The organism is Paraburkholderia sp. Ac-20336 (genome assembly GCF_017105025.1).
Taxonomy (GTDB): domain Bacteria; phylum Pseudomonadota; class Gammaproteobacteria; order Burkholderiales; family Burkholderiaceae; genus Paraburkholderia.
This window is the reverse complement of the sequence record NZ_JAAGPS010000027.1, coordinates 38,053-59,831: the sequence shown is the minus strand read 5'-3', so window position 1 is coordinate 59,831 and position 21,779 is coordinate 38,053. Positions and strand designations below refer to the sequence as shown.

Genomic DNA, 21,779 nt, shown 5'->3' with positions numbered 1-21,779 from the left:
CCCGTCATGCCTGATGACCATAGCGAGTCGGTCCCACCCCTTCCCATCCCGAACAGGACCGTGAAACGACTCCACGCCGATGATAGTGCGGATTGCCCGTGTGAAAGTAGGTAATCGTCAGGCTCCTCATGCTGTAACACGGACCCCGGCTTCTCACTCTGAGTGCCGGGGTCCGGCCGTTTACGGCGTCAGGGATACGCCGCCGGATCCCGAAGCCGCAGCGTTCGAACGGACCCGGGCGTCATGCCGCCCGCGTTCTCCACAATCCCCCGGCCGTGAAGCGGAAAAACCGGCGTATGCTGGATTGGACACTCGTGATGCGTAAGGTCTCGGTTGGTACATCATAAGCCTGTACAGAGGAGGCGTGGAGACACGTGGAGCATGCTTTGACGTGATATTTACATTGAATATGCGTTTTGCTCGAAATACATCGCTTTGTGATATATGTGTGCAGCGAAGTAGAACGCTCTGCTTATGCAATGTCCTTCAACCTTGCTGGTGCAACGTTAGCGAGCACGCTTGTGACGATCTGGCGCAACTCTTCGAACGACTCGGCAGGCCAGCACTCGAGCACGCACTCGTTTCAGTACGCTCGGCCACATGGCTCGCGTGAGGCATGCAGCAAACAGCACGCAGTACACGCGGACCGCGTAAACGTCACGACCTGCAACGCATCCCGAACTATCTGTACTTCATTCGTATTGGTTGTTGACTGATTTTGTCTATGCACCTTTCGATGCCTGCCAGGAAATTTGTTCTGAAGTCCTACAGGACTCGATAGTCGATCTACTGGCTACTGGTAAGGTTGCGTTCGCTACCAGCACATCAGTCACGCTATTGGCCAATGCAGGTATTCAGCGAATTCGCAAGTTATCGCAACCGGCTTGTCCTTCGCATACAGCAAGCCGGCCCCCATCCCGAAGCGATTCGCCTGCCCGTTGGCTCTGAAAAGAAAAAGCGCCAGCGAGAAAAACCAGCTGGCGCTTCAGGACATCAGATGCCTGGCTCAAGAGCCTCGTCGGATGAGCCGGATGATAAACAGCAGAATGACCGCACCGATCACGGCGGTAATGATCGAGCCGATCCAGCCGCCGCCGAGCGAGATATGCAGTACGCCGGCGAGCCATCCGCCGATGAACGCGCCGACAATCCCGACGATGATGTCGACAATCAGACCGAAGCCGCCGCCTCTGACGAGTACACCCGCGAGCCAGCCTGCGATCGCGCCGATGATGAGCCATGCAATGACGCCGTGTTCCATATTCGAGACTCCATGGTTGAGTGTGAAAAAATCACGGTGATAGAGCTTAGTCGAAGGTTATGGGACAGTCCATGTTCAGGACACTGAATTAACATTGTCTGAATCTTCAGCAAGTTAAGTGTAGACGATGCGCGCCAATAAAGGGGATCGACGCGCTGCGGTTCACTCGGGGGTCGGCTCCACTTCCCGGGCCGTCCAGCTGACGCTGGAGACGCTCTTTTCCATGCTGAGGCGGCTTGCCATCTGTTCGAGCTTCGATTGATCCTTCGGATGCATCTTGAGCGTCGCCGTTACGCGGATGCGCCCCGATTCGTTCTCGACATCTTCGCTCATCAAGCTCTGGAACGACAGCGGCGCCGAGTACATCGAGTTGGAGATCGCGGTGCGAATGTGGATCTCGTCGGCTTCGAGGCAGACGATCGTCAGCATGTACTCGCGCACGAGATCGGCGTTTGAAACCGGCGTCGAGTTGATCATGCGGCTGACTTCGCGCAGCAGGGTGTTGGTCAGCAGCACGATCACGGTGCCCGCGAGCGCCGGCCCGTAATGTCCCGCGCCGCTCAACACACCGACCGCCGCTGAGCACCACAGCGTGGCTGCCGTGTTGATCCCCTGAATGGAGCCCTTGTCGCGCATGATGACGCCGCCGCCGAGGAAGCCGACGCCGGACACCACATAGGCGGCGATCTGCGTAATGCCGCTCACGCCGTTGCCGGTCAGCACGCCGAGCGTCACGAACAGGCACGCACCGCTTGCGACCAGTGTGATCGTACGCAGTCCGGCATTGCGCTGCCGTATCTGCCGTTCGAGGCCGATGGCGACACCGCAGGCGAACGCGGTGAGAAGCCGCAGGAAGAAATCGAGTGTCATCGTTCAGAAAGGTTGGCGTGTGGTTGCCGCGCGGTTGGCGCAGTGTGAAGCCTACGCGTGACAGCCGCGCGTCGTCTACCGTCGCCGGTTTGAAGGACGACCGTAGTCATGCATGGCAAAGCACGCGAACGCAAGCGCGCTGCACGGGCAACACAAAAAGTGAGCGAAAAAAAGCGACGTGCGCCGTCGAGCCAGGAAGCAGGACGGCGACAGAAAGACTGACGCGGAAATCCTGCCGATCAGGCGATCGGGCGAAGCGAAGCTCGGCAAGTACTACTGCTACTGTCCAAGATCGTGGTTCCGGTTAATTGAAGTGGGCGAATTTTAGGCGGTTGCACAACGCCTGGTCAAGCCTCGAACGCACGGTACAGGTTCTGCGCAACGGCTTTCAACCAGGTATTGGCGGTGGCGTTGTGAAGAGGCGGCGATATTAGTTGCGACTCCGAATATTGACGCTGTTCATTGAACAATACCGTCCGGGTATTCGAGAATAACGCTCACCCCGTGCATTACGTTTTGCTTTTTTTAGCTTGCTATTTCATCCGCTGGCATGTGCTCATGCGCTCCGATGCGGCACGATTCGACGAGCCTTACCCGGAACTCAACCCGGCCCACCCGGCACGAGCCGCAAACGTGTGATTTCAGAAGGCGCGCCAAGCCGCTTCGGCGGTCCCCAATAGCCGGTGCCGCGGCTCGTGTAGACCCACAGTCCGTTCAGGCGCGCGAGGCCCGCCGTGAACGGCTGCTGGAATCGCACGAAGAAATTCCACGGGAAGAACTGGCCGCCGTGCGTGTGGCCCGATAGCTGCAGCGTGAAGCCGGCCGCCGCGGCGGCTTCGGCGGAACGCGGCTGGTGTGCGAGCAATACCTTGAGCGGCACGTCGCGAGGCGCGCCGGCGAGCGCCGCAACCGGGTCGCTGCGATGCGCGGGATCATGATGGCCCGCCGAGTAATCGGTGACGCCGGCAATCACGGCGCGTGCGCCTTCGTGATCGACCACGACGTGTTCGTTGAGCAGCACGTTCAGGCCGAGGCGACGGAATTCGTCGATCCACGAGTTCGCACCGGAGTAGTACTCGTGATTGCCCGTGACGAGAAACGCGCCATGCCGTGCAGTGAGTCGCGACAACGGCTGCGTATGTCGGCTCAGTCGCGGCACGCTGCCGTCGACTATGTCGCCGGTCACGGCAATCAGATCGGGTTTCAAGCGGTTCACCGCATCGACGATGGCGTCGACGTAACGCACCTTGATCGTCGGGCCGACGTGGATGTCGCTGATCTGCACGATCGTGAAGCCCTCGAGCGCGGGCGGCAGATCGTTGATCGGCACGTCGATCGTTACCACGCGCGCGCGACGGCGCGCGTTGAAGAAGCCGATCAGCGTCGAGATCAACGCAAGTACCGGCACGGCCGCCGCCGAGCCGGCGCGCCAATGCGCGAGCGCCAATGTGTTCGGCCAGATCGCATCGACCGCAAGCAGCGAAGCGAGCACGAGGTCGCGCGCAAACGTCAGCACGAGCAGCGACGAGAAGAAGCCCATTGCGGGCAAGCCGATCCACGCGAGCCGGTCGCCGAGCGGCTGGCGCTTGATGCGGCGCGCCATCATGCCGAGAGGGATCAGGAAGACCGAAGCGACGAGCCACAGCACGCACAGCCAGCGGTCGGCGGTGTCGATCGGCAGAGCGGGAATCAGGCGCACGCCGACGTAGAGATGCATCAGGATGCCAATCAGGATCAGGCGAACTAGAAACGATGAAAGACGCATAGAGAAGATCGAGGCGGGAAGGGGACGAAGGCGCGGCGGCAATCGGTTGGCGGGCGGCACACGCATAGGCTTCGCGAACGCGGCGAATCATTCTACCGGCATGTTCGAGCCTTTGCCGAAGTCGCGAAAGCCGTGCAAATCATGGGCGGATCCTCGGCCGATCATGAGCGAAGCATGTGCCCTTGCGGCACGCGGCACATATGCCCGGCACCGCTTCGCGATATGTTCAGGGCATCTATCTCCACGGCACATCTACAGACACGGGCTCGCTAAATACCCGACGACCGGCCATTCGTATGCCCACCCGCGCCGCATTTTAATGTCCAGGCAAGCTAATTAAATGGGCTTTGAATTGTATTCGCGCGTGGACTATTCTTGAAACAAACCAGTCTGTCTCCGGTCACGGCAGCGGCATTGCAAGGTCACGGCAGAGCTTGCCGCGTGGGTCGCGCGGGGCGGTCACGACTGGTTCTGTCGCCGGGAAAGAGATCGGTCGGGGGGGACGCACCATGAAGCTGCTCAAATCGGGCCACCTGTTCCACCATGTGCACCACGCGCATCCTCATCATGTACATCGCGTCGGGCACGAGGGCAGTCACGTGATGCTGCCGCTGGTCGGCATCTCGCTGATGGCAATCGCACTCTACCTCGGCGTGCGCGACATCGACTTCTCGCAGCTGGGCAAGGACGCGCTGTTCTATGTGGTGATGGTGAGCGTCGCGCTCGGTATCGCGGGGTTGTTCGGTGCGGTCGGCGCATGGCTGCGCTCGAGCGGCGACGAAGCCGACGAAGGCTTCTGCTTCGTCGGCGCGCTGATCGGCACGGTGGTGTTTTATATCGCGATGATGACCTGAGCGAGGCCAATCAACGGTGCACGAAGCGCTACTCGCCCCGCCGTCCGCTGTGTCGTCGCTTTGCGCGCCGCACCATGCGCGAGACACGTCGTCCGCTCACAGCGACAAACGGCCATGCAACAGCGACATACCGCAGCGCGCCACAACACACGTGCTCACAGCGCACACGCTCACAACAAATGCTTCAACGCGCCTCGCGCCTCAAACAATCCGCGCCGCTTCGTCGAATGAAAAACGCGGGCTGCGCGGGAACAGCTTCGACGCATCCCCGTAACCGAGATTGATCAGGAAGTTCGCCTTCACGGTCGTGCCCGCGAAGAACACCGCGTCGACTTTGGCCGCATCGAAGCCCGACATCGGACCCGTATCGAGGCCGAGCGCCCGGGCCGCGAGAATCAGATAGCCGCCTTGCAGCGTCGAGTTGCGAAACGCGGTATCGGCAATCGCGCGCTCGTTGCCGACGAACCAGCTGCGCGCATCCGCATGTGGAAAGAGTTTCGGCAGATACTCGTAAAACGCCATATCCGTGCCGACGATCACCGTGACCGGCGCGGCCATCGTCTTCTCGAGATTGCCCGCCGATAACGCCGGGCGCAGCTTTTCCTTGCCTTCGGGCGTCTTCACGAACACGAAGCGGCCCGGGCTCGAATTGGCCGAGGTCGGGCCGAGCAGCACGAGTTCGATGAGTTGGTGCAGCACGGCATCGTCGATCGGTTTGTTTTGCCAGCCGTTGTGCGTGCGCGCTTCGCGAAAGAGCTGATCGAGCGCCTGGTCGGAAAGAATCATGAGCCTGCTCCGTGCGAAGGAAAACGAGCCGGGGAAGGGCGCGGCATACCGCGTCGAATGACAGAGCAAGGCGCGGGCGTCGGCGGGCACGCGTTGTCGTCATGCTTGCCGCCATAATAGCCGGGGTTTTCATGCACCCGCCCGCATTCAACTCGAAGCCGAACCGACCAATGACGGATCTTTTCGACGACCTGCCGACGCCCGACGTCGACTGGTATCCCGACTGGCTCGCGCCGGCCGATGCCGCGCAACGGTTCGCGCGGCTGATCGGCGAGGTGGAGTGGCGCCAGGACATGATGGGCACGGCGGCCGGCCGTGTCGCGTTGCCGCGTCTGACCGCGTGGCAAGGCGAGCCGGATGCCGTGTACGTCTACTCGGGCATCCGCAACGTGCCGCAAGCGTGGACGCCCGCGGTCGCCGAACTGAAGGCCGCCGCCGAGGCGACGAGCGGCGTGCGCTTTAACAGCGTGCTGCTGAACCGCTACCGCAGCGGCACCGACAGCATGGGCTGGCACGCCGACCGCGAGCGCGAACTCGGCAGCCGGCCGGTGATCGCGTCGGTCAGTCTCGGCGTCGCGCGCACGTTCGATCTGCGGCACAACCGCAGCGGCCGCATGCAGTCGTTCTCGCTGAAGGGCGGCAGCCTGCTCGTGATGAAGGGCGACACGCAGGCCGAGTGGCGCCACCGGGTGCCGAAGGAGCCGGGCGTGAGCGGCGAGCGCATCAATCTGACGTTTCGCTGGATCGTGCCGGGAGTCGCGCCACGGTAATTCCGCGAATGACCGTGCGCCGACTCGATACACCGACCCGCGCGCTATACCAAAATTGATATCGACGACGCGAATCATATGATTGGACGGTTAACGCGTCGCACAGTACGCTACATCACGATCCGCGCACCGTGAGGGCCGCGAGGGCTGGACAGGTCGCCGGGTCGTCTACACAACAATCAGGAGACAGTCATGGCGAATAGACGACGTGCCGCGTGTCGCGCTCTGGGCGCGCTTGCACTTTCCGCGAGTCTCGGTGCGCTGACGTTGGCGACGTCCGGCGCTCATGCCGAAGGCAAGCAGATTACGCTCGGTTTCGCACAGGTCGGCGCGGAAAGCGCATGGCGTACGGCCAATACCGAATCGGTGAAATCAGCGGCGGCGGATGCCGGCATCAAGCTCAAATTCTCCGACGCACAGCAGAAACAGGAAAACCAGATCAAGGCGATCCGCTCGTATATTGCGCAGAAAGTCGACGTGATCGCGTTCTCGCCGGTCGTCGAATCGGGCTGGGAACCGGTGCTGCGCGAAGCGAAGGCCGCGAACATTCCGGTGATCCTGACCGACCGCAACGTCGACGTGAAAGACCCGTCGCTCTACGTGACGATGATCGGTTCGGACTTCCTCGAAGAAGGACGGCGCGGCGGCCGCTGGCTCGAGGAGCACTACAAGAACGACAAGGGGCCGATCAATATCGCCGAACTGCAGGGCACGGTCGGCTCGGCGCCGGCCAACGATCGCCATGCGGGTCTGATGGAAGTCATCAAGAACGATCCGAAGTTCAAGATCATCGCGTCGCAAAGCGGCGACTTCACGCTCGCCGGCGGCAAGCAGGTGATGGAAGCGTTCGCCAAGACCTACGGCAACAAGATCAACGTCGTCTATGCGCATAACGACGACATGGCGCTCGGCGCGATCCAGGCGATGGAAGAAGCCGGCATGCATCCGGGCAAGGACATCGCCGTCGTGTCGTTCGACGCAACCAAGGGCGGCTTCCAGGCGATGGCCGGGGGCAAGATGAACGTCGACGTCGAATGCAGCCCGCTGCTCGGGCCGCAGCTGATGACGGCCGTGAAGGACATCGTGGCCGGCAAGCAGTTGCCCAAGCGCATCGTCACGGAAGAGACCGTGTTCCCGATGAGCGTGGCCGCGGAGACGCTGCCGAAGCGTAAATACTGACGCGACATGGGCGGGAGCGCGACGGCGTTCCCCGCTCACCGACCGGCGCCGGACGATGCCACGGCCGGCGCACGGGAGGCGCGCAGTACGGACAGAGCGAACCGGTTTCTCCAGTGGTGCTACCTGACCGCCCGGGCTGCTTCGGCAGCGGGCGGTCTCTTTTCGTCGGCGAGCCCCTGAGCCTGCCGACCCGCGCCTTGCCAGGCGAGCGAGGTCCATGATCCCATCCGCATTTGAAGCGGGGCAGCCGGACCGCGGCATGAATGGCACGTACCACACGCACGCACGGCACGCTCAGTTCGTGGTGGACGCGGATCGTGATCGGCGCGCTGCTGTGCGCGTTCTGCCTGTTGCCGCGCCTGATCGAGCGGCATGCGAAGCCGATGCGGCGGCGGGGTGGCACGAGCGCGGCGGCTGGCGACGGCGAGGCTGGCGCGCCTCACTCTGCGTGAGGCCGCCGCCCGCCCGAATGCAAGAGCGACAGCAACGGCCAGCCGAGATTGACGCCGAGACTCGCCGCGACGATCAGCACCATGCCCGCGAGTTGCGGCAGCGACAGCGCGCGGTGATACACGAGCGCATCGACGACGATCGCGGTGAGCGGATACACGAACAGCAGCACCGCGATCACAGGCGTGCTCAGTTTCGGCAGCGCGCCGTAGATCAGCACGTACGACAGCCCCGTATGCAGCACGCCCATGCCGATCAGCCAGAACCATTGCAACGGGCCGATATGCGCGAGCGTCAATGGCGCGATGAGCGGTGCAATAAGCGGCAGGCACACCACGCCGACCGCGCACTGCGCGAGCGTCAGCAGATGCGGGCGCAACTCACCAAGGCTCTTCGCGATCAGCGTGACGCTCGCGTACAGCAGCGAACCGAACAGCGCCTCGCCGAGACCGATCAGATAGCTCGTGTGGCCTTGCAGGTTGCCGCTGGCCGCGACGCCCGAGGCGAGCACGAGTCCGACGAACGCGGTGGCGATCCAGCCGAGCCGGTCCGCGCCGAGCCGCTCGTTGAAAAGCGCCGCGCCGATCAGCACGACCCAGAACGGCTGCACATGAAACACGACTGTCGCGACCGCGATGCTCGTGCGATGAATCGCATCGAAGAAACCGACCCACTGCGTAACCATCAGTACGCCTGAAATCAGCGCAAGCGCGACCGTGCGGCGTGTAAACTGCGCGCGCGTGAAAAAGCCCTGCCATGCGCAATACGCGGCCAGCGACAGAAAGCCGAACAGGCAGCGAAAGAACACGAGCGTGAGCGCATCGAGCCGCGCTTCCTCGACGAACACGCCGAGCGTGCCCATCAGCAATCCGCCGCTCGCGAGCGCGAGCGCGCCTTGTTGACGTTGGCTGAGGGACATGCGAAGCGGCTCCATAGGGTCGTGAACCAGGGTGATGAGCCCGAGTATTGCGCCGCTTGCGGCCTCATCGCAAACGAATTAAATTGAGCAATCCCATAAGCTGGATTGATAAATCGTGAACCCTGAATTCGACGTCGATCTGTTGCGCAGCTTCGTCGCGGTCGTGGAAGCGGGCAGCTTCACGAAGGCGGCGGCGAGCGTGCATCGCTCGCAGGCGGCCGTCAGCATGCAGATCAAGCGGCTCGAAGCGATGCTCGGCACGACGCTGTTCGCGCGCAACACGCGCAACCTGTCGCTGACGCGGCCCGGCAATACGCTGCTCGAATACGCGCGGCGCGCGCTCGCGTTGCAGGAAGAGGCGTGGGCGGCGATCGTGCGGCCCGAGGTGACCGGGCGCGTCGTGCTCGGCGCGCCGGACGATTACGTGTCGTCCTTGCTCTCGCCGGTGTTGCGGCGTTTCGCGACGCTGTACCCGCGCGTCGAGATCGAGATCGTCTGCGCGCAAAGTACCGCGCTTGCGCCGATGCTCGCCGACAACAAGATCGACCTCGCATTCGTCACGCGCGACCGCAAGCTGCGCGGCGAATTCGTGCGCAGCGAGCCGATGGTGTGGGTGGGCGCGTCGGCCGATACGGCGGTGCTGAAGGCGTCGCCGTTGCCGGTGGGACTCTACGAGCCGGGCTGCGTCGCGCGTCAGCACACGCTGGCCGCGCTCGACGGCGCGCGTATCCGCTATCGCGCGGCGTTCAGCAGCGCGAGCCTGATGGGGCTCGTCGCGACCGTCGACGCGGGTTTGTCGGTGATCGCGCTGACGCGTTGCAGCGTGCCGCCGCGGCTCGCGATGCTCGGCGAGGCGCAAGGGCTGCCGAAGATCGCACCGCTCGAAATCGTGGTCGCGCGTAGCGCGAAATCGGACCGGCCGACCTGCGATTATCTGGCGCAGCAGATGGTGCAGGATCTGTCGTTGCGCTAGGGCGCGGTTCCGCGCGGACCTTTTACGCCGTGCCTTATATGTAGCCCTTAAGGTAGCTCTTGCAGGTGGCGCTTTATACGCAGCCTTACCTAATCACGCGGATAAGCCGTCACCTCGCCCTCGACCGTTAGCCGTACCCGTTCCCCCGGCTGCGGACACAGATAACCGGGCACGCGTGCGCGCACCATCGTCCGCGTGGCGGACTGCAATTGCAGCGCGACGCTCGCGTCCTGCCCTTGAAAGATCACCTCGGTGACGAGCGCATCATGCGCGGCACCGTCACGCGCGGCTTCGCCGGCACGCAGCAGGCGGATCTGCTCGGGCCGCAGCATCACGTCGACCGCGCCATGGCCGCTGGACGCGAGCGGCGCGGCCAGCGTGAGATCGCCAAGCTCGCAACTCGCGCGGTCCTGCTGCGCCACGCCCGGCAACAACACCGCCTCGCCGACGAACGACGCAAGCTCGCGCGTCACGGGCCGCCGGTACAGCGCTTCGGGCGTCGCGGTCTGGATCAGCCGGCCGTTCCATAGCACCGCAACTTCATGCCCGAGCGACAGCGCCTCGGACTGATCGTGCGTAACCAGCACCGCCGTCGCTCCCGCTGCGGCGAGCGCGCTCGCGACCGCCTGGCGCGTCTCGACGCGCAGCGCCGCGTCGAGCGACGAGAACGGCTCGTCGAGCATCACCAGCGTCGGTGCCGGCGCGAGCGCACGGGCCAGCGCGACGCGCTGCTGCTGACCGCCCGACAATTGCTGCGGCGCGCGCTCGCCGAAATGCGCCGGCAGGCCCACGAGTTCGAGCAGTTCGGCGACGCGATGGCGCGCGTGGCGCTGCGTGCGCGGCAGGCCGAACACGATGTTGTCCGCGACCGACAGATGCGGAAACAGCGCGCCTTCCTGCGGCACGTAGCCGATGCGGCGCTGTTCCGACGGCACGTGTAGACCGTCGCCGGCCACGCGCCGTCCGTCGATCTCGACGCTGCCGCCGTCCGCGCGCTCGAAGCCGCACAGCAGACGCAGCAGCGTCGTCTTGCCGCTGCCCGACGGACCGAGCAGCGCGAGCAGGGTGCCGCGCTCGACCGACAGATCGATGCCGTGCAGCACCGGGTGGCCGTCGAACGATTTGCGCAGTCCGCGGATACGAAGTTCGCTCATGAAAATCCGATGGAGTCCGAAGATAAAGGCCGGCGATGGCTCACATGGTTCAAGCGCGCTCGCCGAGCAGGGCCGAGCGGCCGAACAGCGCGAACAGCAGTCCCGAGGCGAGCAGCGAAATGCCCGTGAGCAGCGCCGCGTACGGCGCGGCCGCGGCGAATGCCATCGTCGAGGTGTCGGCCCAGACCTGGGTCGCGAGCGTTTGCGTATCGAGCGGCGAGAGCAGCAGCGTCGCGTTCAGTTCGGTGACGACCGAGATGAACACCATCGCCGCCGACGCACCGAGGCCCGGACCGGCGAGCGGCAGGATCACGCGCAGGAGCGTTTGCGGCCAGTTCAGGCCGAGTGCGCGCGCGGTTTCCTCGAGACGCGGCTGCGCCTGCATGAACGCGGCGCGCACGCTGACGAGCGCGACCGGCATGAACAGGATCGCATACGCGACGACCAGCAGCGTCGCGCTCTGATAGAGCGGCTGCAGCGCATGCACCGCGAGCGAGACGATCGCGAGCGCGATCACGAGTCCCGGCACGCCTTGCGCGAGAAACACGCTGCGCTCGAACAGCGTCGCGCAACGCGTCGGATAGCGCACCAGCAGAAACGCGAGCGGCACCACGAGCAGCGTGGTTAGCGCGGCGGCGGCGAGGCCGAAGCCGAGCGACGACAGCGTCGCGTTCCACAGCAGTTCCGGCGATACGTCGGCGGGCGTGACGGCAGCCGCGCCCGGCTGCGTGAGCCAGAAGCCGATCATGCCGAGCGGCACGCCGAGCGTCGCGAGCGTGAGCAGCGCGAAGCCCACGACGACGATCCAGCGCCATGCGCCGAGTTCATAGCGCAGCACCGCGCGGCGCGTGCCGCGATCGACGCGCTCGTAGCGCGCCGCGCCGCGCACGCGAAACTCGAACGCGAGCACGGCGAGACAGATGACGATGAGCAGACACGCGAGCAGCGAGGCGCCGCCGCCGTCGAAACCGGTGCGGAATTCGGCGTAGATCTGCGTCGTGAAGGTACGAAAGCGCAGCAGCGTAAACGCGCCGAATTCGGAGAGCACCCCAAGCGCGACGAGCAGCATGCCGCCGAGCAGCGCGGGGCGCAGTTGCGGCAACACGACGCGCATGAAGCTGGTCCAGCGGTTGCAGCCGAGCGAGCGCGCGCTTTCTTCGAGCGCCGGGTCCATGCCGCGCAGCGCGGCAGCAACCGGCAGATAGACGAGCGGAAAATACGCGCAGGTCAGCACGAGGAGCGCGCCGTTGAAGTCCTGCAGGTTCTCGCTCAGCGACACCCAGGCATAGCTCGAAATGAAGGCTGGCATCGCGAGCGGCGCGGCGCACAGCACGGCCCACGCGCGGCGTCCCGGCAGATACGTGCGTTCGACGAACCACGCGGCCGCGGTGCCGAGCACCGCGCAGACGAGCGTGGTCGCAACGGCAATCAGCAACGTGTTGACGAGCAGTTCGCCGACGAGCGGCCGCCAGATCAGATCGAGCGCTTCGCCGATGCCGAAGCTCGCGGCACGCCAGAACGTAAACGCAATCGGCAGCAGCACCAGCAAAGCGCTGAGTGCCGCCGCCGCGAACAGACCGCGCGGCGCGCGCGAACGCATGCGCGCCGGAGGCGGGGAGACAGCCGGCGGACCGGCTGACAGTGCTTCGCTCATTTACAGCAGGCCCGCCTGACGCAGCAGCTTGCCGGCCTGGCTATCGTCGCCGAGTTGCTGGATCGTCAGCGCGGGCGGCGTCAGTTCCGCGAACGGCTTGAGCGCCGGGTCCGGCGCAACGCCCGCGTGCAGCGGATACTCGAACATCACGTGGCTATTGGCCATCAACTGCTGCGCGCGCTCGCCGACCAGATAGGCGAGAAACTTCTGCGCGCCGTCCGCGTTGTGCGCCGACTTCAGCACGCCCGCGCCCGATACGTTGACGAGCGCGCCCACGTCGCCGTGGCCGAAGTGATAGATCGCGCTGCGTGTTTTCGCGTCGCCGATCTCCGCATGCAGACGCGACCAGTAGTAGTTGTTGATGAGCCCGGTCGCGACCGCGCCGCGATTGACCGCGGCGACCACGCCTTCGTCGTCGTCGAAAATCTGCGAGTTGGTTTTCAGGCCCTTGAGCCAGGCAAGCGTCTGCTCTTCGCCCTTCAGCGCGAGCACGGCGCTCACGAGCGGCAGGAAGTCGGCGTCGCTCGGCGCGATGCCGACCTTGCCTTTCCATTCCGGCTTCGCGAGATCGAGCGCCGACTGCGGCAGTTGCGCCGGTTGCAGCTTCGCCGTGTTGTAGGCGAGCACGCTTTCGCGCGCGGTCACGGCAACCCATGCGCCGCTTGGCGAATTGAAGCGCGCGGGCACGGTCGCGAGCGTCGTTGCGTCGGTTTTGGCGAGCAGGCCCTTTTCCTCGAGCAGCATCAGCTCCGGCGAGTTCTCGGTGAAGTACACGTCGGCGGGCGAGGCCGTGCCTTCCGCGACGATCTGCGCGGCGAGCGCCGGGCCTTCGCCGTTGCGGATTTTCACCGAGATGCCGGACTGCTTCTCGAAGTCCTTGGCGAGCAGATTGACGACCTGCTCGTGCTGCGCGTTATAGAGCGTGATCGATGCCGCGTGTGCCGCCGACGGCAGCGTCGCGAAAGCGGTGAGCGAGAGCGCGGCCACGCTGCCGAGCGCGCGCAGGCGGGTGGCAAACCAGGAATGAGCCATGTTGCGGAATTCCGTTCTGATTATGTTGAGTGGGCCGGTCGCCAGGCGACCGGCGTGCTTCGTTTGCTTCGGATGTCTGATGGATATTGCGCGGGAGTCCGTGCGCGCATCACGTCTCGAACAGCCCCGCGCCGACATACGAACCCGGCTTCGCCCCCGGCGGCACGACGAAGATCGCGCTGCCGACGTGGGTCGTGAACTGGTTCATCATGTCGAACTTCGCGAGCCGTTCGTTGATCGGGATGAAGCCGCTACGCGGGTCGCTCTGGTGCGCGATGAAAATCAGCCCCGCGTCGTACTCGGTTTCCTGGCGCCATGGCGGCCAGCGCTCGATATAGAAGTTCGTGCCTTCGTTGTACGAATACGAGCGGCGCAGAATCTGCGCGCCGTTGTTGCTCGCCTGATTCGACAGACGCACGTGCGAGTTCTCCGGAATCACCGGATTGCCGTCCTTGTCCTCGGCCTTCAGGTCCACCGGGTCGAACTCGTGCTTGCTGCCGATCGGCGCGCCGCTGTATTTGTGGCGGCCGAACACCTGCTCCTGGAAGCCGAGCTCGGTGTTGTCCCAGTGTTCGAGCGTGATGCGGATGCGCCGCACGACCGTGTAGGTGCCGCCTTCCATCCACGGCGCGTCGTCGGTGGCGCGGGCCCACACGAACTGGTTCATCAGTTCCGGCTTCGCGGTCGACGGGTTGTTGGTGCCGTCCTTGAAGCCCATCAGGTTGCGCGGCGTCTGCCCGCGCGGACCCGACAGGAAGCCGGCCTGGCCCCAGCGCATCGTCGCGACGCCGTAGGCGTGGCGCGACAGCTGGCGCACCGCGTGAAACGCGACTTGCGCGTCGTTCGCGCAGGCCTGGATGAACAGGTCGCCGCCGGTCTTCTCGTTGACTAGCTGATCGCCGTTGAAGCGCGGCAGATCGACGAGCGCGGCGGGGCGGCGCGAGGCGAGCCCGTAACGGTCCTGGCCGTCCTTCGTGAAGAGGCCGGGGCCGAAGCCGAACGTGATCGTGAGGCCGTTCGGGCCGAGGCCGAGCACGTCGCCGGAATCGGGCGCGGCCTGGTTGTCGCCGGCGTCGCCCGTGGGCAGCGCGGCGGCCGTATTGCCCTGCGTGAGGCGCGCGGCCGCTTCGGTCCACGCGCGCAGCAAGGCGATCACGTCGTCGCGCTTGCCGGTGGTCAGATCGAGTGCGGCGACATAGGTGTGGCTCTGCTGCGGCGTGGTGATGCCGCCTTGATGCGCGCCGTAGAACGGCTCGACCGCGAGCTGCGGATCGGTGCTCTGCGCGTTCGCGGTGCTAGGCGCGGGCGCTTTGGCGAACGCGGCCTGCGAGCTTGCGAGGCCGGCGCCGAGCGACGCGCCGGCCGCGACCGCCGCACCGCCCGCCTTCAGAAAGCCGCGCCGCGACGGACGTTGCGGACGCTGCGGCTTTGGGGGTTGATCGTTTGTCATGGTCACTTCGTTTTCAAGGGGGCCGACGCGCGTGGCTTACTTCGCGAGCACCAGCGTATTCACGTCGTCTTCGACGTAGTAGAAGCCGTCGCCTTCCGGCGTCATCGCGATGCCGAACAGGTCGCCGTTGCCCGGTGGCGATTGCGCCTTGTCGGTGTCGATCCAGCGCGCGTAGAGCTGCTTGCCGCTCGCCGGATCGATTTCGACGACCTGGCCGTTCAGCGCGTTGGTCACGAGCAGATGGCCGTTGGGCGCGGTGGTCATCGCGAGCGGACGGTGCAGCAGGCCGTCGGCGGTCAACTGGCGGCCGACGCCCGCGCTCGTGTCGCGCGTGAGCGGATCGTCGATCTCGGTGATGCGGTTGCCGATCGCATCGGACACGTACAGCAGCTTCTGATTGGCCGACAGCGACAGCCCGGTCGGGCCGACGAGGAACACGCCCTTGTCGGCCTGCGCGCCGAAGCCGCTGCCGATCACGGTTTCCTTCTTCACGACGGGCGGCTTGTCCTGCGGCACGTCGAGGTCGAGGCGCAGCACGGTGGCCTGCTTGAACACGGGCGGTTCGCCGTCCGCGCCGCCGACGCCGAAGCCCGCGTTGCTGACGAACAGCGTCGCGCTCGTGCCGTTATCGACCACGGCCATGTTGCCCCACGGGTCGTTGATGTTCGGGCTCGAGATCGTCGAGGCGATCTTGCCTTGCGGATCGATCACGATCAGGCAGCCCGCGCCCTTGGTGCCGGTGGTGCCGTCGTTGCTCGGCGTGCTGCCGACGATCACGTAGCCCGACTTCAGCATCGTCATCGCGGTCGAGAGGCCGATGCCGCCCGGGCATTCCTTGAGGTCGCGCGGCACGGTCGCGAACACCGTCATCTGTTGGGTGTCTGGGTGATAGTCGACGATCGTGCTGCCGGTGCCTTGCAGGTTCGTCGAGTTGTTGAAGTTGCCGACCAGCACGTCGCCCTTCTTCACGGTGCCGGCGCTGACGGGCGCGACCACGACCGCGTACGGATTCTGGTCGCCGTTATCGGGCACGGTGTTGATGAGCGTCGTGTGGTGCTTGATGGTTTCGAGGAAACCTTGCGGCTCGGCATGGGCGGCGCTGGTCGTCACGAGAGCAGCAGCGGCTGCCATGGTGGTTGCAGCAGCGGTTGCGGCGAGCCGGGCCCGCGCGGCGCGCGGCGAAAACTGGCGCGTGGGATGGTTCACGATTGGGCCTCCGTGCATGAGCACAAAGCGTGGGTAGCGGTGAGGAGCGAAAGCATGGAAAGTGCGGGTCCGATTGCGTGTGAGTGCAGGCGTGTCTGAATGCCTGCGTGGAGAGAGGGCACGAGCGGCATCAGAAATTGATGAGGGTCCGTACGCCGACGACGAACGTATTGCGCAGCGGCTGCGTCGGATCGTTCGGGTTCTGGCCGGCGCCCGCGTTGAACGTGTACTGCGCGTCGGCCTGCAGTTGCCACCACGGATTGACCTGGTACTGGTAGGTCGCTTCGAGCGCGGTTTCGCTCGTGCGCACACCGTACGGGCCGCCGTTGAATGCCAGGGTATCCTGATCGAGTCCGTTGACGTGATTGCCGATCTTGATGTAGGTCAGCGCGAGACCGGCGCTGTCGTTGTCGCGGCCCTTGAACGGCGCTTTCAGCACGATGCCGAGGTTCGCCGCGAGGCTCACGAGGTTGCGGTCGCCGGGGGCGCCCATCACGCGCGCGAACACGCCGAGGCTGCGCGGCTCGTCGGGGTCCGGACGCCACACCATCTGGTCGGCGACCGCGTAGATGCTGTAATTGCCGTGATGGTTCGCGGCCACGCCGGTGGACGCCGGGTTCGCGAGCGACAGGCCGAGGTTGTCGTAACGCTGATCTGCGAAACTGTTCGTGTTGTACCAGACGCCGATCTTGTAGGTGCCGGGCAGGCCGCCGCCGCCCGCGCCGACCATCTGACCGTCGGACGGCTGGTTGATCGCGTACTGCAATTCGCCGATCCACAACGCGCCGTTATGCAGGTTGAAGTTCGTGCCGCTCATGTTGCTGGGGTCGTTGCCGAGAGGGTCGCCCGAGTACAGGCCGGCCAGCGCGGTCAACGACGGCGTGATCTGGCCGCGCACGCGCACGCCGAGCGCCGAGAGCGGATACGCGGGGCCGCCCGAGGGCAGGTCGTACGAGGGCAGCGCGGGCCAGCCGAACATCGTGTTGAGGAACAGCGCCGCGTACGAACTCACGATGAATTCCTGGTCCAGACTTTGCTGGCCGATCTTCACGTCGACGCGCTTGTCGAGAAACGACTGCTGATACCAGAGTTCCCACAGACGCGTCGCGTCGTCGGCCTCGATGCCGCTCGCCGTATTGAGCGTGCCGAGCTTGTTGGCGCTGAGGTTCGCGCCGTGGATCTGCAGCGCGCTCACGTTGAAGAGGCCGCCGGGCAGGCCGAACGCCTTCGAGGTGTCCATCTGCAGGGTGGCGGTCGTGAGGCCGTCGTAGTCGGCGCCGCGCGCGAGACCGCCGCGCAGGTTCGCGAGCACTTCGCTGGTTTCGGTCACGGTGAGGGTCACGCCGTATTTGCCGAGCCACGGACGCAGGCCGCCGATGTCGCCGAGCATCTGCTGACGGTTCCAGACGCCGGTCCACTGGTCGGTCTGGGCCGCCTGGATTTTCAGGTCGGCTTCGGGCGCTTCCGGGGTGGCGTCGGGACTGGTTTCGGCCATCGCCGTGCCGGCGTTCAGCGAGGCCCATGCGAAGGCCGTGCAGAGCGCGACGTGCCGCATCGAAGGCAGGCGCGTACGATGGGTTGCACCGGGACGTGTCGAGGAGTCGCAAGGAGGACGCGCGTAGGCGCGGCGTCCGTTGAGTTGGGCAAACTTCATCGAGATCCTTATTGATGTTGTTTCTACTGATCGAATCAACGTTGCGACTGCCCCGCGTGCGAATTCGCGCGATGTCCCGGGATGCCGGCGCAGTAGATGGCGTGATCGTACGTACTCGGATTTCAGGAGTCAATATAAATGAGAACGATTCTCATCAATATTACTGCGGTGTAATGCCGCTCTTTACGGACTGCGCCCAAAAGGCATGACGGCGTAATGAATGAGGAATTAATATGTAATTTAATCGTATTTATGTGGTCATACGAAACGTGCGCGAGCGCGCGATGTCGAAGCGCACGGGTAATTTGACAGCCAACGTAAGGAGAGGGAAATGAATCGACGCATTCTTCTGGTTTCATTGCTGACGAGCGGTGTGCTGCTCGCGGGCGGCGCGGCGCATGCGCAGATGAGCCTGAAGCAGTTCGGCCTCGGCGGCGGCGACAGTTCGACCGGCGGTTCGGCCGGCGGTGGGCTCGGCGCCGCGGTGGGCAATGCACTGGGCGGTAATGCCGGCAGTACTTCGTCGAGCGGCGTGTCGCAATTGCTGCAAGGCTATGTGGGCGCGAACCAGCAGGTGCTGAGCGGTCAATCGAGCCTCGCCTCGGCGATGGGCATGACGAGCGCGGCCGGCCAGGCGCAGCAGGCCGCGGGGCTGCTGAGCGGCGGCACGCCGTCGGTCAGCCAGTTGACGCAGATGGGCAGCACGCAGCAGTCGTTGTCGCAGAAGCTCACCGGTGCGTTCGCGAGTCAGGCGAGCGGCGGCGCGTCGGCGGCGCCGGTCGACAAGCAGGCGTTTACCGATGGGCTGTCGTCGCTCGGCAAGGGCGTGAGCCAGTATTCGAGCTTGCAGTCGGGGCTCGGCAGCGTCGGCCAGATGAGTCCGTCCTCGTTGCTGCAGTCGGGGCTCAATCCGCAGACCGCGCAAAGCGCGTCGTATATCGCGCAATCGGCGCCGGGGCAGTTGAAGTCGTTGACGTCGACGCTCAGTGCGGCCGTGCAGTTCGCGTCGAGCCATGGCATCAGCGTGCCGTCGGTCGCGACGGCGGCGTTGAAGGGCATGTAGCCGCGGCGGGAGGAAGCGGGTAGCGGGCGCGGCGCGGACATCGTTGCTTTCCGCTCGGCCGTGCCATGCCGGAGAGACGCAAAAAGCCGCTATGATCGTTTCATGAGGCGGGCCGCGTGTCGTGTGCTGTGTGCCTATGAGCATGCATCGCAACGTGCAGACAGGCGCGGCCCGCGCGTGCCGAACTCGCCCCTCTCTACCGGAACCACGCCGATGCCCCACGCCATCAATCTCGAACGCTACTTCGCGCGCATCGGCTACACGGGCCCGCGCGCGGCCACGCTGGAAGTTCTGCAGGTGCTTCACGGGCTGCACCCGGCAGCGATTCCGTTCGAAAACCTCAACACGCTGACGGGCCGCCCCGTCAGGCTGGACCTCGAAGCGATCGAGCACAAGCTCGTCGCCAGCAGGCGCGGCGGCTACTGCTTCGAGCAGAACTCGCTGTTCGCCAACGTGCTGATGCAACTCGGCTTCAGGATCACGCCGATGCTCGGGCGCGTGCTGTGGGGCCGCGCATCCGATACGATTCCGCCGCGCACGCACATGGTGCTGCGCATCGACCTCGGCAACGACACATGGATCGCCGACGTCGGCTTCGGCAGCGTGACGCTGACCGAGCCGCTGCGTCTGAGCGCGGGCATCGCGCAACCGACGCCGCTCGGCACGTTCCGTCTCGCCGACGCCGGCCGCGACATGCTGACGCTCGAAATGCAGGAGCCCGACGAAAGCTGGGTGCGCGTCTATCGTTTCGATCTGCATCCGGTCGAATGGATCGATTACGAAACGTCGAACTGGTACACGTCGACCTCGCCGGAATCCATCTTCGCGCACAACCTGATCGTGTGCCGCGTGTTGCCGGGGCTGCGCGTCACGCTCTTTAACGATCAGTTGAACGAACGCGATGCACAAGGGCGGCTCGTGGCCGAGCGGCAACTGGCCAGTGCCGGCGAGCTTGCCGATTGTCTGCGCGAGCGCTTCGGGCTGAATCTCGAAGACCTCGACATCGGCGCGGTGTTCGAGCGCGTGCGCACGCGCGGCGAGGCCGCCTGACGGCGACGGCCCAAGACGCCTGCATAAGGAGCCGATCCAAGGGAGATATCGCCATGATCGCGCGTCTGATCCTGCAATCGCTCGCGTGGCTCGCGAGCATGGGCGTGCTGCTGTTCGGCGCGGCGGGCACGCTCGCGTGGCCGGCCGCATGGTGGTATCTGATCGAACTGGCCGTGTTGAGCCTATGGCTCGGCGTGTGGCTCGCGCGTCACGATCCCGCGTTGCTGGCCGAGCGGCTCGCGCCATTCGTGCAGACGCAGCAGAGCCGCTGGGATCGTCTGTTCATGGCCGCGGTCGCGCCCGCGTGGCTCGGCTGGCTGATCCTGATGGGCTTCGATGCGGTGCGCTTTCGCTGGTCCGCGCCGCTGCCGCTCTGGCTCGCGAGCTTCGGCGCGCTATGCGTGTTCCTCTGCATCTTCCTGTGTCGCTTCGTGTTTCGCGCCAATAGCTATGCGGCGCCGGTCGTGAAGATTCAGGCGAGCCGCGGTCATAAGGTTGCCGACACGGGGCCTTATGCGTATGTGCGTCATCCGATGTATGCGGACGCGCTGCTGTTCTTCGTCGGCACGCCGCTGTTGCTCGGCTCGTGGTGGGGGCTCGCGGCGTTGCCGGTGGCGGCGTTCGGCTTCGGTTGGCGCGCGGTGCGCGAGGAGCGTCTGCTTGCCGAACAGCTCGACGGTTACGCGGCCTATATGAAGCGCGTGCGGTTCCGCTTCGTGCCGTTCATCTGGTAGGCGCGCAGCGTCGAGCGTCCGGCCTCGCCGCCGAACCGGGTAAGATTGGGCCCGGCCACCGGAGAACCGGCCACGGTGTACGACGTGTATTGCCGGCGCACGACCCATGAGGCTTGCAGTGAAAACAACGACACAGGCGCGCGGCGTGTCCGCCGTACCGGACGACCCGCACCACGGGCAGGACCACGAGCGGGAGCGGAACCGCGTCGGCCGCGGCCGCGATGCGCCGCTCAAGGCGGTGCCCGCCTATGAGCAGATCAAGCGCTATGTGCTCGATCGCATCGGCGAGGGCGTCTGGAAACCGGGCGGGCTGATTCCGTCCGAAACGGAACTGGTCAAGGAATTCGGCGTCGCGCGCATGACGGTGTCGCGCGCGCTGCGCGAACTGACCGCTGAGCGCGTGCTTACGCGTGTGCAAGGCTCGGGCACGTTCGTCGCGGCGCAGCGTTATGAATCGACGGTGCTGGAAATCCGCAATATCGCCGATGAAATCGCCGCGCGCGGTCATCGCCATACGGCGCGCGTGCTGACGCTCGAACCGGGCGACGACGCCGAAGCGCTCGACGCGCTCGGTCTCGCAAACGGCCCCGCGTATCACTCGTGCATCGTGCACAGCGAGGAAGGCGTGCCGATCCAGTACGAGGACCGCTACGTCAATCCGAAGGTGTTCCCCGAATACCTGCAACAGGATTTCTCGGTCGAAACGCCGAATCACTACATGGTGCGGGTCGCGCCGGTGCAGCGCGCCGAGTTTCGCATCTACGCGCAAAAGCCCGACGCCCATGTGCGGCGGCATCTGATGATGGATATCGGCGAGCCGTGTCTGCTGCTATGGCGGCGCACGTGGGTCGGCGAGAACGTCGCGACCTCGGTGCGGCTATGGCATCCGGCCTCGCGTTTTCATCTGGCCGGGACCGTATAGCACGGCGTTGTTTCAGCCGCGCTTCGCTGCGCA

The 21,779-nt window shown here is 65.1% G+C and carries 19 protein-coding genes, 1 rRNA gene and 1 pseudogene; 10 read left to right on the top strand and 11 right to left on the bottom strand.

Annotated elements, in window-relative coordinates; all coding sequences use genetic code 11:
- Positions 1-9 precede the first annotated feature (9 nt).
- A 5S ribosomal RNA gene (rrf, locus tag GXB81_RS11500) occupies positions 10-123 on the top strand.
- Between the two features lie 883 nt (positions 124-1,006).
- On the opposite strand, the gene GXB81_RS11495 is transcribed toward rrf, so the two are convergent.
- From GXB81_RS11495 to GXB81_RS11485, 3 genes are all read right to left on the bottom strand, one after another.
- Positions 1,007-1,261 (bottom strand): GlsB/YeaQ/YmgE family stress response membrane protein, encoded by a 255-nt coding sequence (locus tag GXB81_RS11495; protein WP_167050220.1) that lies wholly within the window; start codon positions 1,259-1,261, stop codon positions 1,007-1,009.
- 162 nt (positions 1,262-1,423) lie between these two features.
- Entirely contained in the window at positions 1,424-2,131 is a 708-nt protein-coding gene (locus GXB81_RS11490) for an MgtC/SapB family protein (RefSeq protein ID WP_167050218.1), read from the bottom strand.
- 601 nt (positions 2,132-2,732) lie between these two features.
- The gene (locus GXB81_RS11485; RefSeq protein ID WP_205989170.1) at positions 2,733-3,896 is read right to left on the bottom strand and encodes a metallophosphoesterase; all 1,164 of its coding nucleotides are present in this window, start codon (positions 3,894-3,896) and stop codon (positions 2,733-2,735) included.
- A gap of 509 nt (positions 3,897-4,405) precedes the next feature.
- Between GXB81_RS11485 and GXB81_RS11480 the strand changes: the two genes are divergently transcribed.
- On the top strand, positions 4,406-4,750 hold the full coding sequence (locus GXB81_RS11480) for a hypothetical protein (protein WP_167050214.1): 345 nt from the start codon (positions 4,406-4,408) through the stop codon (positions 4,748-4,750).
- 201 nt (positions 4,751-4,951) lie between these two features.
- On the opposite strand, the gene GXB81_RS11475 is transcribed toward GXB81_RS11480, so the two are convergent.
- Positions 4,952-5,536: a malonic semialdehyde reductase gene (locus GXB81_RS11475; RefSeq protein WP_205989169.1), complete on the bottom strand. Its 585-nt coding sequence runs from the start codon at positions 5,534-5,536 to the stop codon at positions 4,952-4,954.
- A gap of 170 nt (positions 5,537-5,706) precedes the next feature.
- Here GXB81_RS11475 and GXB81_RS11470 point away from each other — a divergent pair, with 170 nt between their 5' ends.
- From GXB81_RS11470 to GXB81_RS11460, 3 genes and pseudogenes are all read left to right on the top strand, one after another.
- Positions 5,707-6,306, top strand: coding sequence for an alpha-ketoglutarate-dependent dioxygenase AlkB (locus GXB81_RS11470; protein ID WP_205989168.1), 600 nt, complete (start codon positions 5,707-5,709; stop codon positions 6,304-6,306).
- A gap of 192 nt (positions 6,307-6,498) precedes the next feature.
- The gene (locus GXB81_RS11465) at positions 6,499-7,485 is read left to right on the top strand and encodes an ABC transporter substrate-binding protein (protein WP_240159379.1); all 987 of its coding nucleotides are present in this window, start codon (positions 6,499-6,501) and stop codon (positions 7,483-7,485) included.
- A 287-nt stretch (positions 7,486-7,772) separates the two neighbouring features.
- Positions 7,773-7,889: pseudogene (locus GXB81_RS11460) on the top strand (sugar ABC transporter permease YjfF); the annotation flags it as partial.
- Between the two features lie 35 nt (positions 7,890-7,924).
- Here the strand turns inward: GXB81_RS11460 and GXB81_RS11455 are convergent.
- Complete coding sequence (locus GXB81_RS11455; protein WP_205989167.1) at positions 7,925-8,854, bottom strand: DMT family transporter; 930 nt, start codon at positions 8,852-8,854, stop codon at positions 7,925-7,927.
- Positions 8,855-8,969: 115 nt separating this feature from the next.
- Between GXB81_RS11455 and GXB81_RS11450 the strand changes: the two genes are divergently transcribed.
- Positions 8,970-9,827 (top strand): LysR family transcriptional regulator, encoded by an 858-nt coding sequence (locus GXB81_RS11450; RefSeq protein WP_167050206.1) that lies wholly within the window; start codon positions 8,970-8,972, stop codon positions 9,825-9,827.
- Between the two features lie 89 nt (positions 9,828-9,916).
- Here GXB81_RS11450 and GXB81_RS11445 read toward each other — a convergent pair whose 3' ends face one another.
- The 6 genes from GXB81_RS11445 to GXB81_RS11420 all read right to left on the bottom strand — a co-directional run bounded on the left by GXB81_RS11445 (position 9,917) and on the right by GXB81_RS11420 (position 17,977).
- Entirely contained in the window at positions 9,917-10,981 is a 1,065-nt protein-coding gene (locus tag GXB81_RS11445; RefSeq protein WP_205989166.1) for an ABC transporter ATP-binding protein, read from the bottom strand.
- A 49-nt stretch (positions 10,982-11,030) separates the two neighbouring features.
- Positions 11,031-12,635 (bottom strand): iron ABC transporter permease, encoded by a 1,605-nt coding sequence (locus GXB81_RS11440; protein WP_167283902.1) that lies wholly within the window; start codon positions 12,633-12,635, stop codon positions 11,031-11,033.
- Complete coding sequence (locus tag GXB81_RS11435) at positions 12,636-13,667, bottom strand: iron ABC transporter substrate-binding protein (protein WP_167050200.1); 1,032 nt, start codon at positions 13,665-13,667, stop codon at positions 12,636-12,638. It lies immediately after the preceding gene.
- 109 nt (positions 13,668-13,776) lie between these two features.
- Entirely contained in the window at positions 13,777-15,117 is a 1,341-nt protein-coding gene (gene efeB, locus GXB81_RS11430) for an iron uptake transporter deferrochelatase/peroxidase subunit (protein WP_205989165.1), read from the bottom strand.
- 36 nt (positions 15,118-15,153) lie between these two features.
- On the bottom strand, positions 15,154-16,248 hold the full coding sequence (locus tag GXB81_RS11425) for a hypothetical protein (protein WP_241016315.1): 1,095 nt from the start codon (positions 16,246-16,248) through the stop codon (positions 15,154-15,156).
- Between the two features lie 205 nt (positions 16,249-16,453).
- A complete protein-coding gene (locus GXB81_RS11420) occupies positions 16,454-17,977 on the bottom strand; it encodes a carbohydrate porin (RefSeq protein WP_205989163.1) in 1,524 nt (507 codons plus the stop codon).
- 331 nt (positions 17,978-18,308) lie between these two features.
- Between GXB81_RS11420 and GXB81_RS11415 the strand changes: the two genes are divergently transcribed.
- The 4 genes from GXB81_RS11415 (at position 18,309) to hutC (ending at position 21,746) form a co-directional block, all read left to right on the top strand.
- Positions 18,309-19,040, top strand: a complete 732-nt coding sequence (locus tag GXB81_RS11415; protein ID WP_167283906.1) for a hypothetical protein — start codon at positions 18,309-18,311, stop codon at positions 19,038-19,040.
- A gap of 213 nt (positions 19,041-19,253) precedes the next feature.
- A complete protein-coding gene (locus tag GXB81_RS11410; protein WP_205989162.1) occupies positions 19,254-20,090 on the top strand; it encodes an arylamine N-acetyltransferase in 837 nt (278 codons plus the stop codon).
- 53 nt (positions 20,091-20,143) lie between these two features.
- Positions 20,144-20,824 carry an isoprenylcysteine carboxylmethyltransferase family protein gene (locus GXB81_RS11405; protein WP_167050189.1) on the top strand — a complete coding sequence of 227 codons (681 nt, stop codon included), beginning with the start codon at positions 20,144-20,146 and terminating at the stop codon, positions 20,822-20,824.
- 238 nt (positions 20,825-21,062) lie between these two features.
- The gene (gene hutC, locus GXB81_RS11400; protein WP_205989171.1) at positions 21,063-21,746 is read left to right on the top strand and encodes a histidine utilization repressor; all 684 of its coding nucleotides are present in this window, start codon (positions 21,063-21,065) and stop codon (positions 21,744-21,746) included.
- Positions 21,747-21,779 lie beyond the last annotated feature (33 nt).

What these genes read in the sequence shown, in the direction of transcription:
- GXB81_RS11420 (WP_205989163.1), bottom strand. Translation starts at nt 17,977, where the DNA reads ATGAAGTTTGCCCAACTCAACGGACGCCGCGCCTACGCGCGTCCTCCT.
- GXB81_RS11470 (WP_205989168.1), top strand. Translation starts at nt 5,707, where the DNA reads ATGACGGATCTTTTCGACGACCTGCCGACGCCCGACGTCGACTGGTAT.
- GXB81_RS11445 (WP_205989166.1), bottom strand. Translation starts at nt 10,981, where the DNA reads ATGAGCGAACTTCGTATCCGCGGACTGCGCAAATCGTTCGACGGCCAC.
- GXB81_RS11495 (WP_167050220.1), bottom strand. Translation starts at nt 1,261, where the DNA reads ATGGAACACGGCGTCATTGCATGGCTCATCATCGGCGCGATCGCAGGC.
- GXB81_RS11465 (WP_240159379.1), top strand. Translation starts at nt 6,499, where the DNA reads ATGGCGAATAGACGACGTGCCGCGTGTCGCGCTCTGGGCGCGCTTGCA.
- GXB81_RS11455 (WP_205989167.1), bottom strand. Translation starts at nt 8,854, where the DNA reads ATGTCCCTCAGCCAACGTCAACAAGGCGCGCTCGCGCTCGCGAGCGGC.
- GXB81_RS11410 (WP_205989162.1), top strand. Translation starts at nt 19,254, where the DNA reads ATGCCCCACGCCATCAATCTCGAACGCTACTTCGCGCGCATCGGCTAC.
- GXB81_RS11440 (WP_167283902.1), bottom strand. Translation starts at nt 12,635, where the DNA reads ATGAGCGAAGCACTGTCAGCCGGTCCGCCGGCTGTCTCCCCGCCTCCG.
- GXB81_RS11490 (WP_167050218.1), bottom strand. Translation starts at nt 2,131, where the DNA reads ATGACACTCGATTTCTTCCTGCGGCTTCTCACCGCGTTCGCCTGCGGT.
- GXB81_RS11425 (WP_241016315.1), bottom strand. Translation starts at nt 16,248, where the DNA reads ATGGCAGCCGCTGCTGCTCTCGTGACGACCAGCGCCGCCCATGCCGAG.
- GXB81_RS11415 (WP_167283906.1), top strand. Translation starts at nt 18,309, where the DNA reads ATGAATCGACGCATTCTTCTGGTTTCATTGCTGACGAGCGGTGTGCTG.
- efeB (WP_205989165.1), bottom strand. Translation starts at nt 15,117, where the DNA reads ATGACAAACGATCAACCCCCAAAGCCGCAGCGTCCGCAACGTCCGTCG.
- GXB81_RS11475 (WP_205989169.1), bottom strand. Translation starts at nt 5,536, where the DNA reads ATGATTCTTTCCGACCAGGCGCTCGATCAGCTCTTTCGCGAAGCGCGC.
- GXB81_RS11485 (WP_205989170.1), bottom strand. Translation starts at nt 3,896, where the DNA reads ATGCGTCTTTCATCGTTTCTAGTTCGCCTGATCCTGATTGGCATCCTG.
- GXB81_RS11480 (WP_167050214.1), top strand. Translation starts at nt 4,406, where the DNA reads ATGAAGCTGCTCAAATCGGGCCACCTGTTCCACCATGTGCACCACGCG.
- GXB81_RS11405 (WP_167050189.1), top strand. Translation starts at nt 20,144, where the DNA reads ATGATCGCGCGTCTGATCCTGCAATCGCTCGCGTGGCTCGCGAGCATG.
- GXB81_RS11435 (WP_167050200.1), bottom strand. Translation starts at nt 13,667, where the DNA reads ATGGCTCATTCCTGGTTTGCCACCCGCCTGCGCGCGCTCGGCAGCGTG.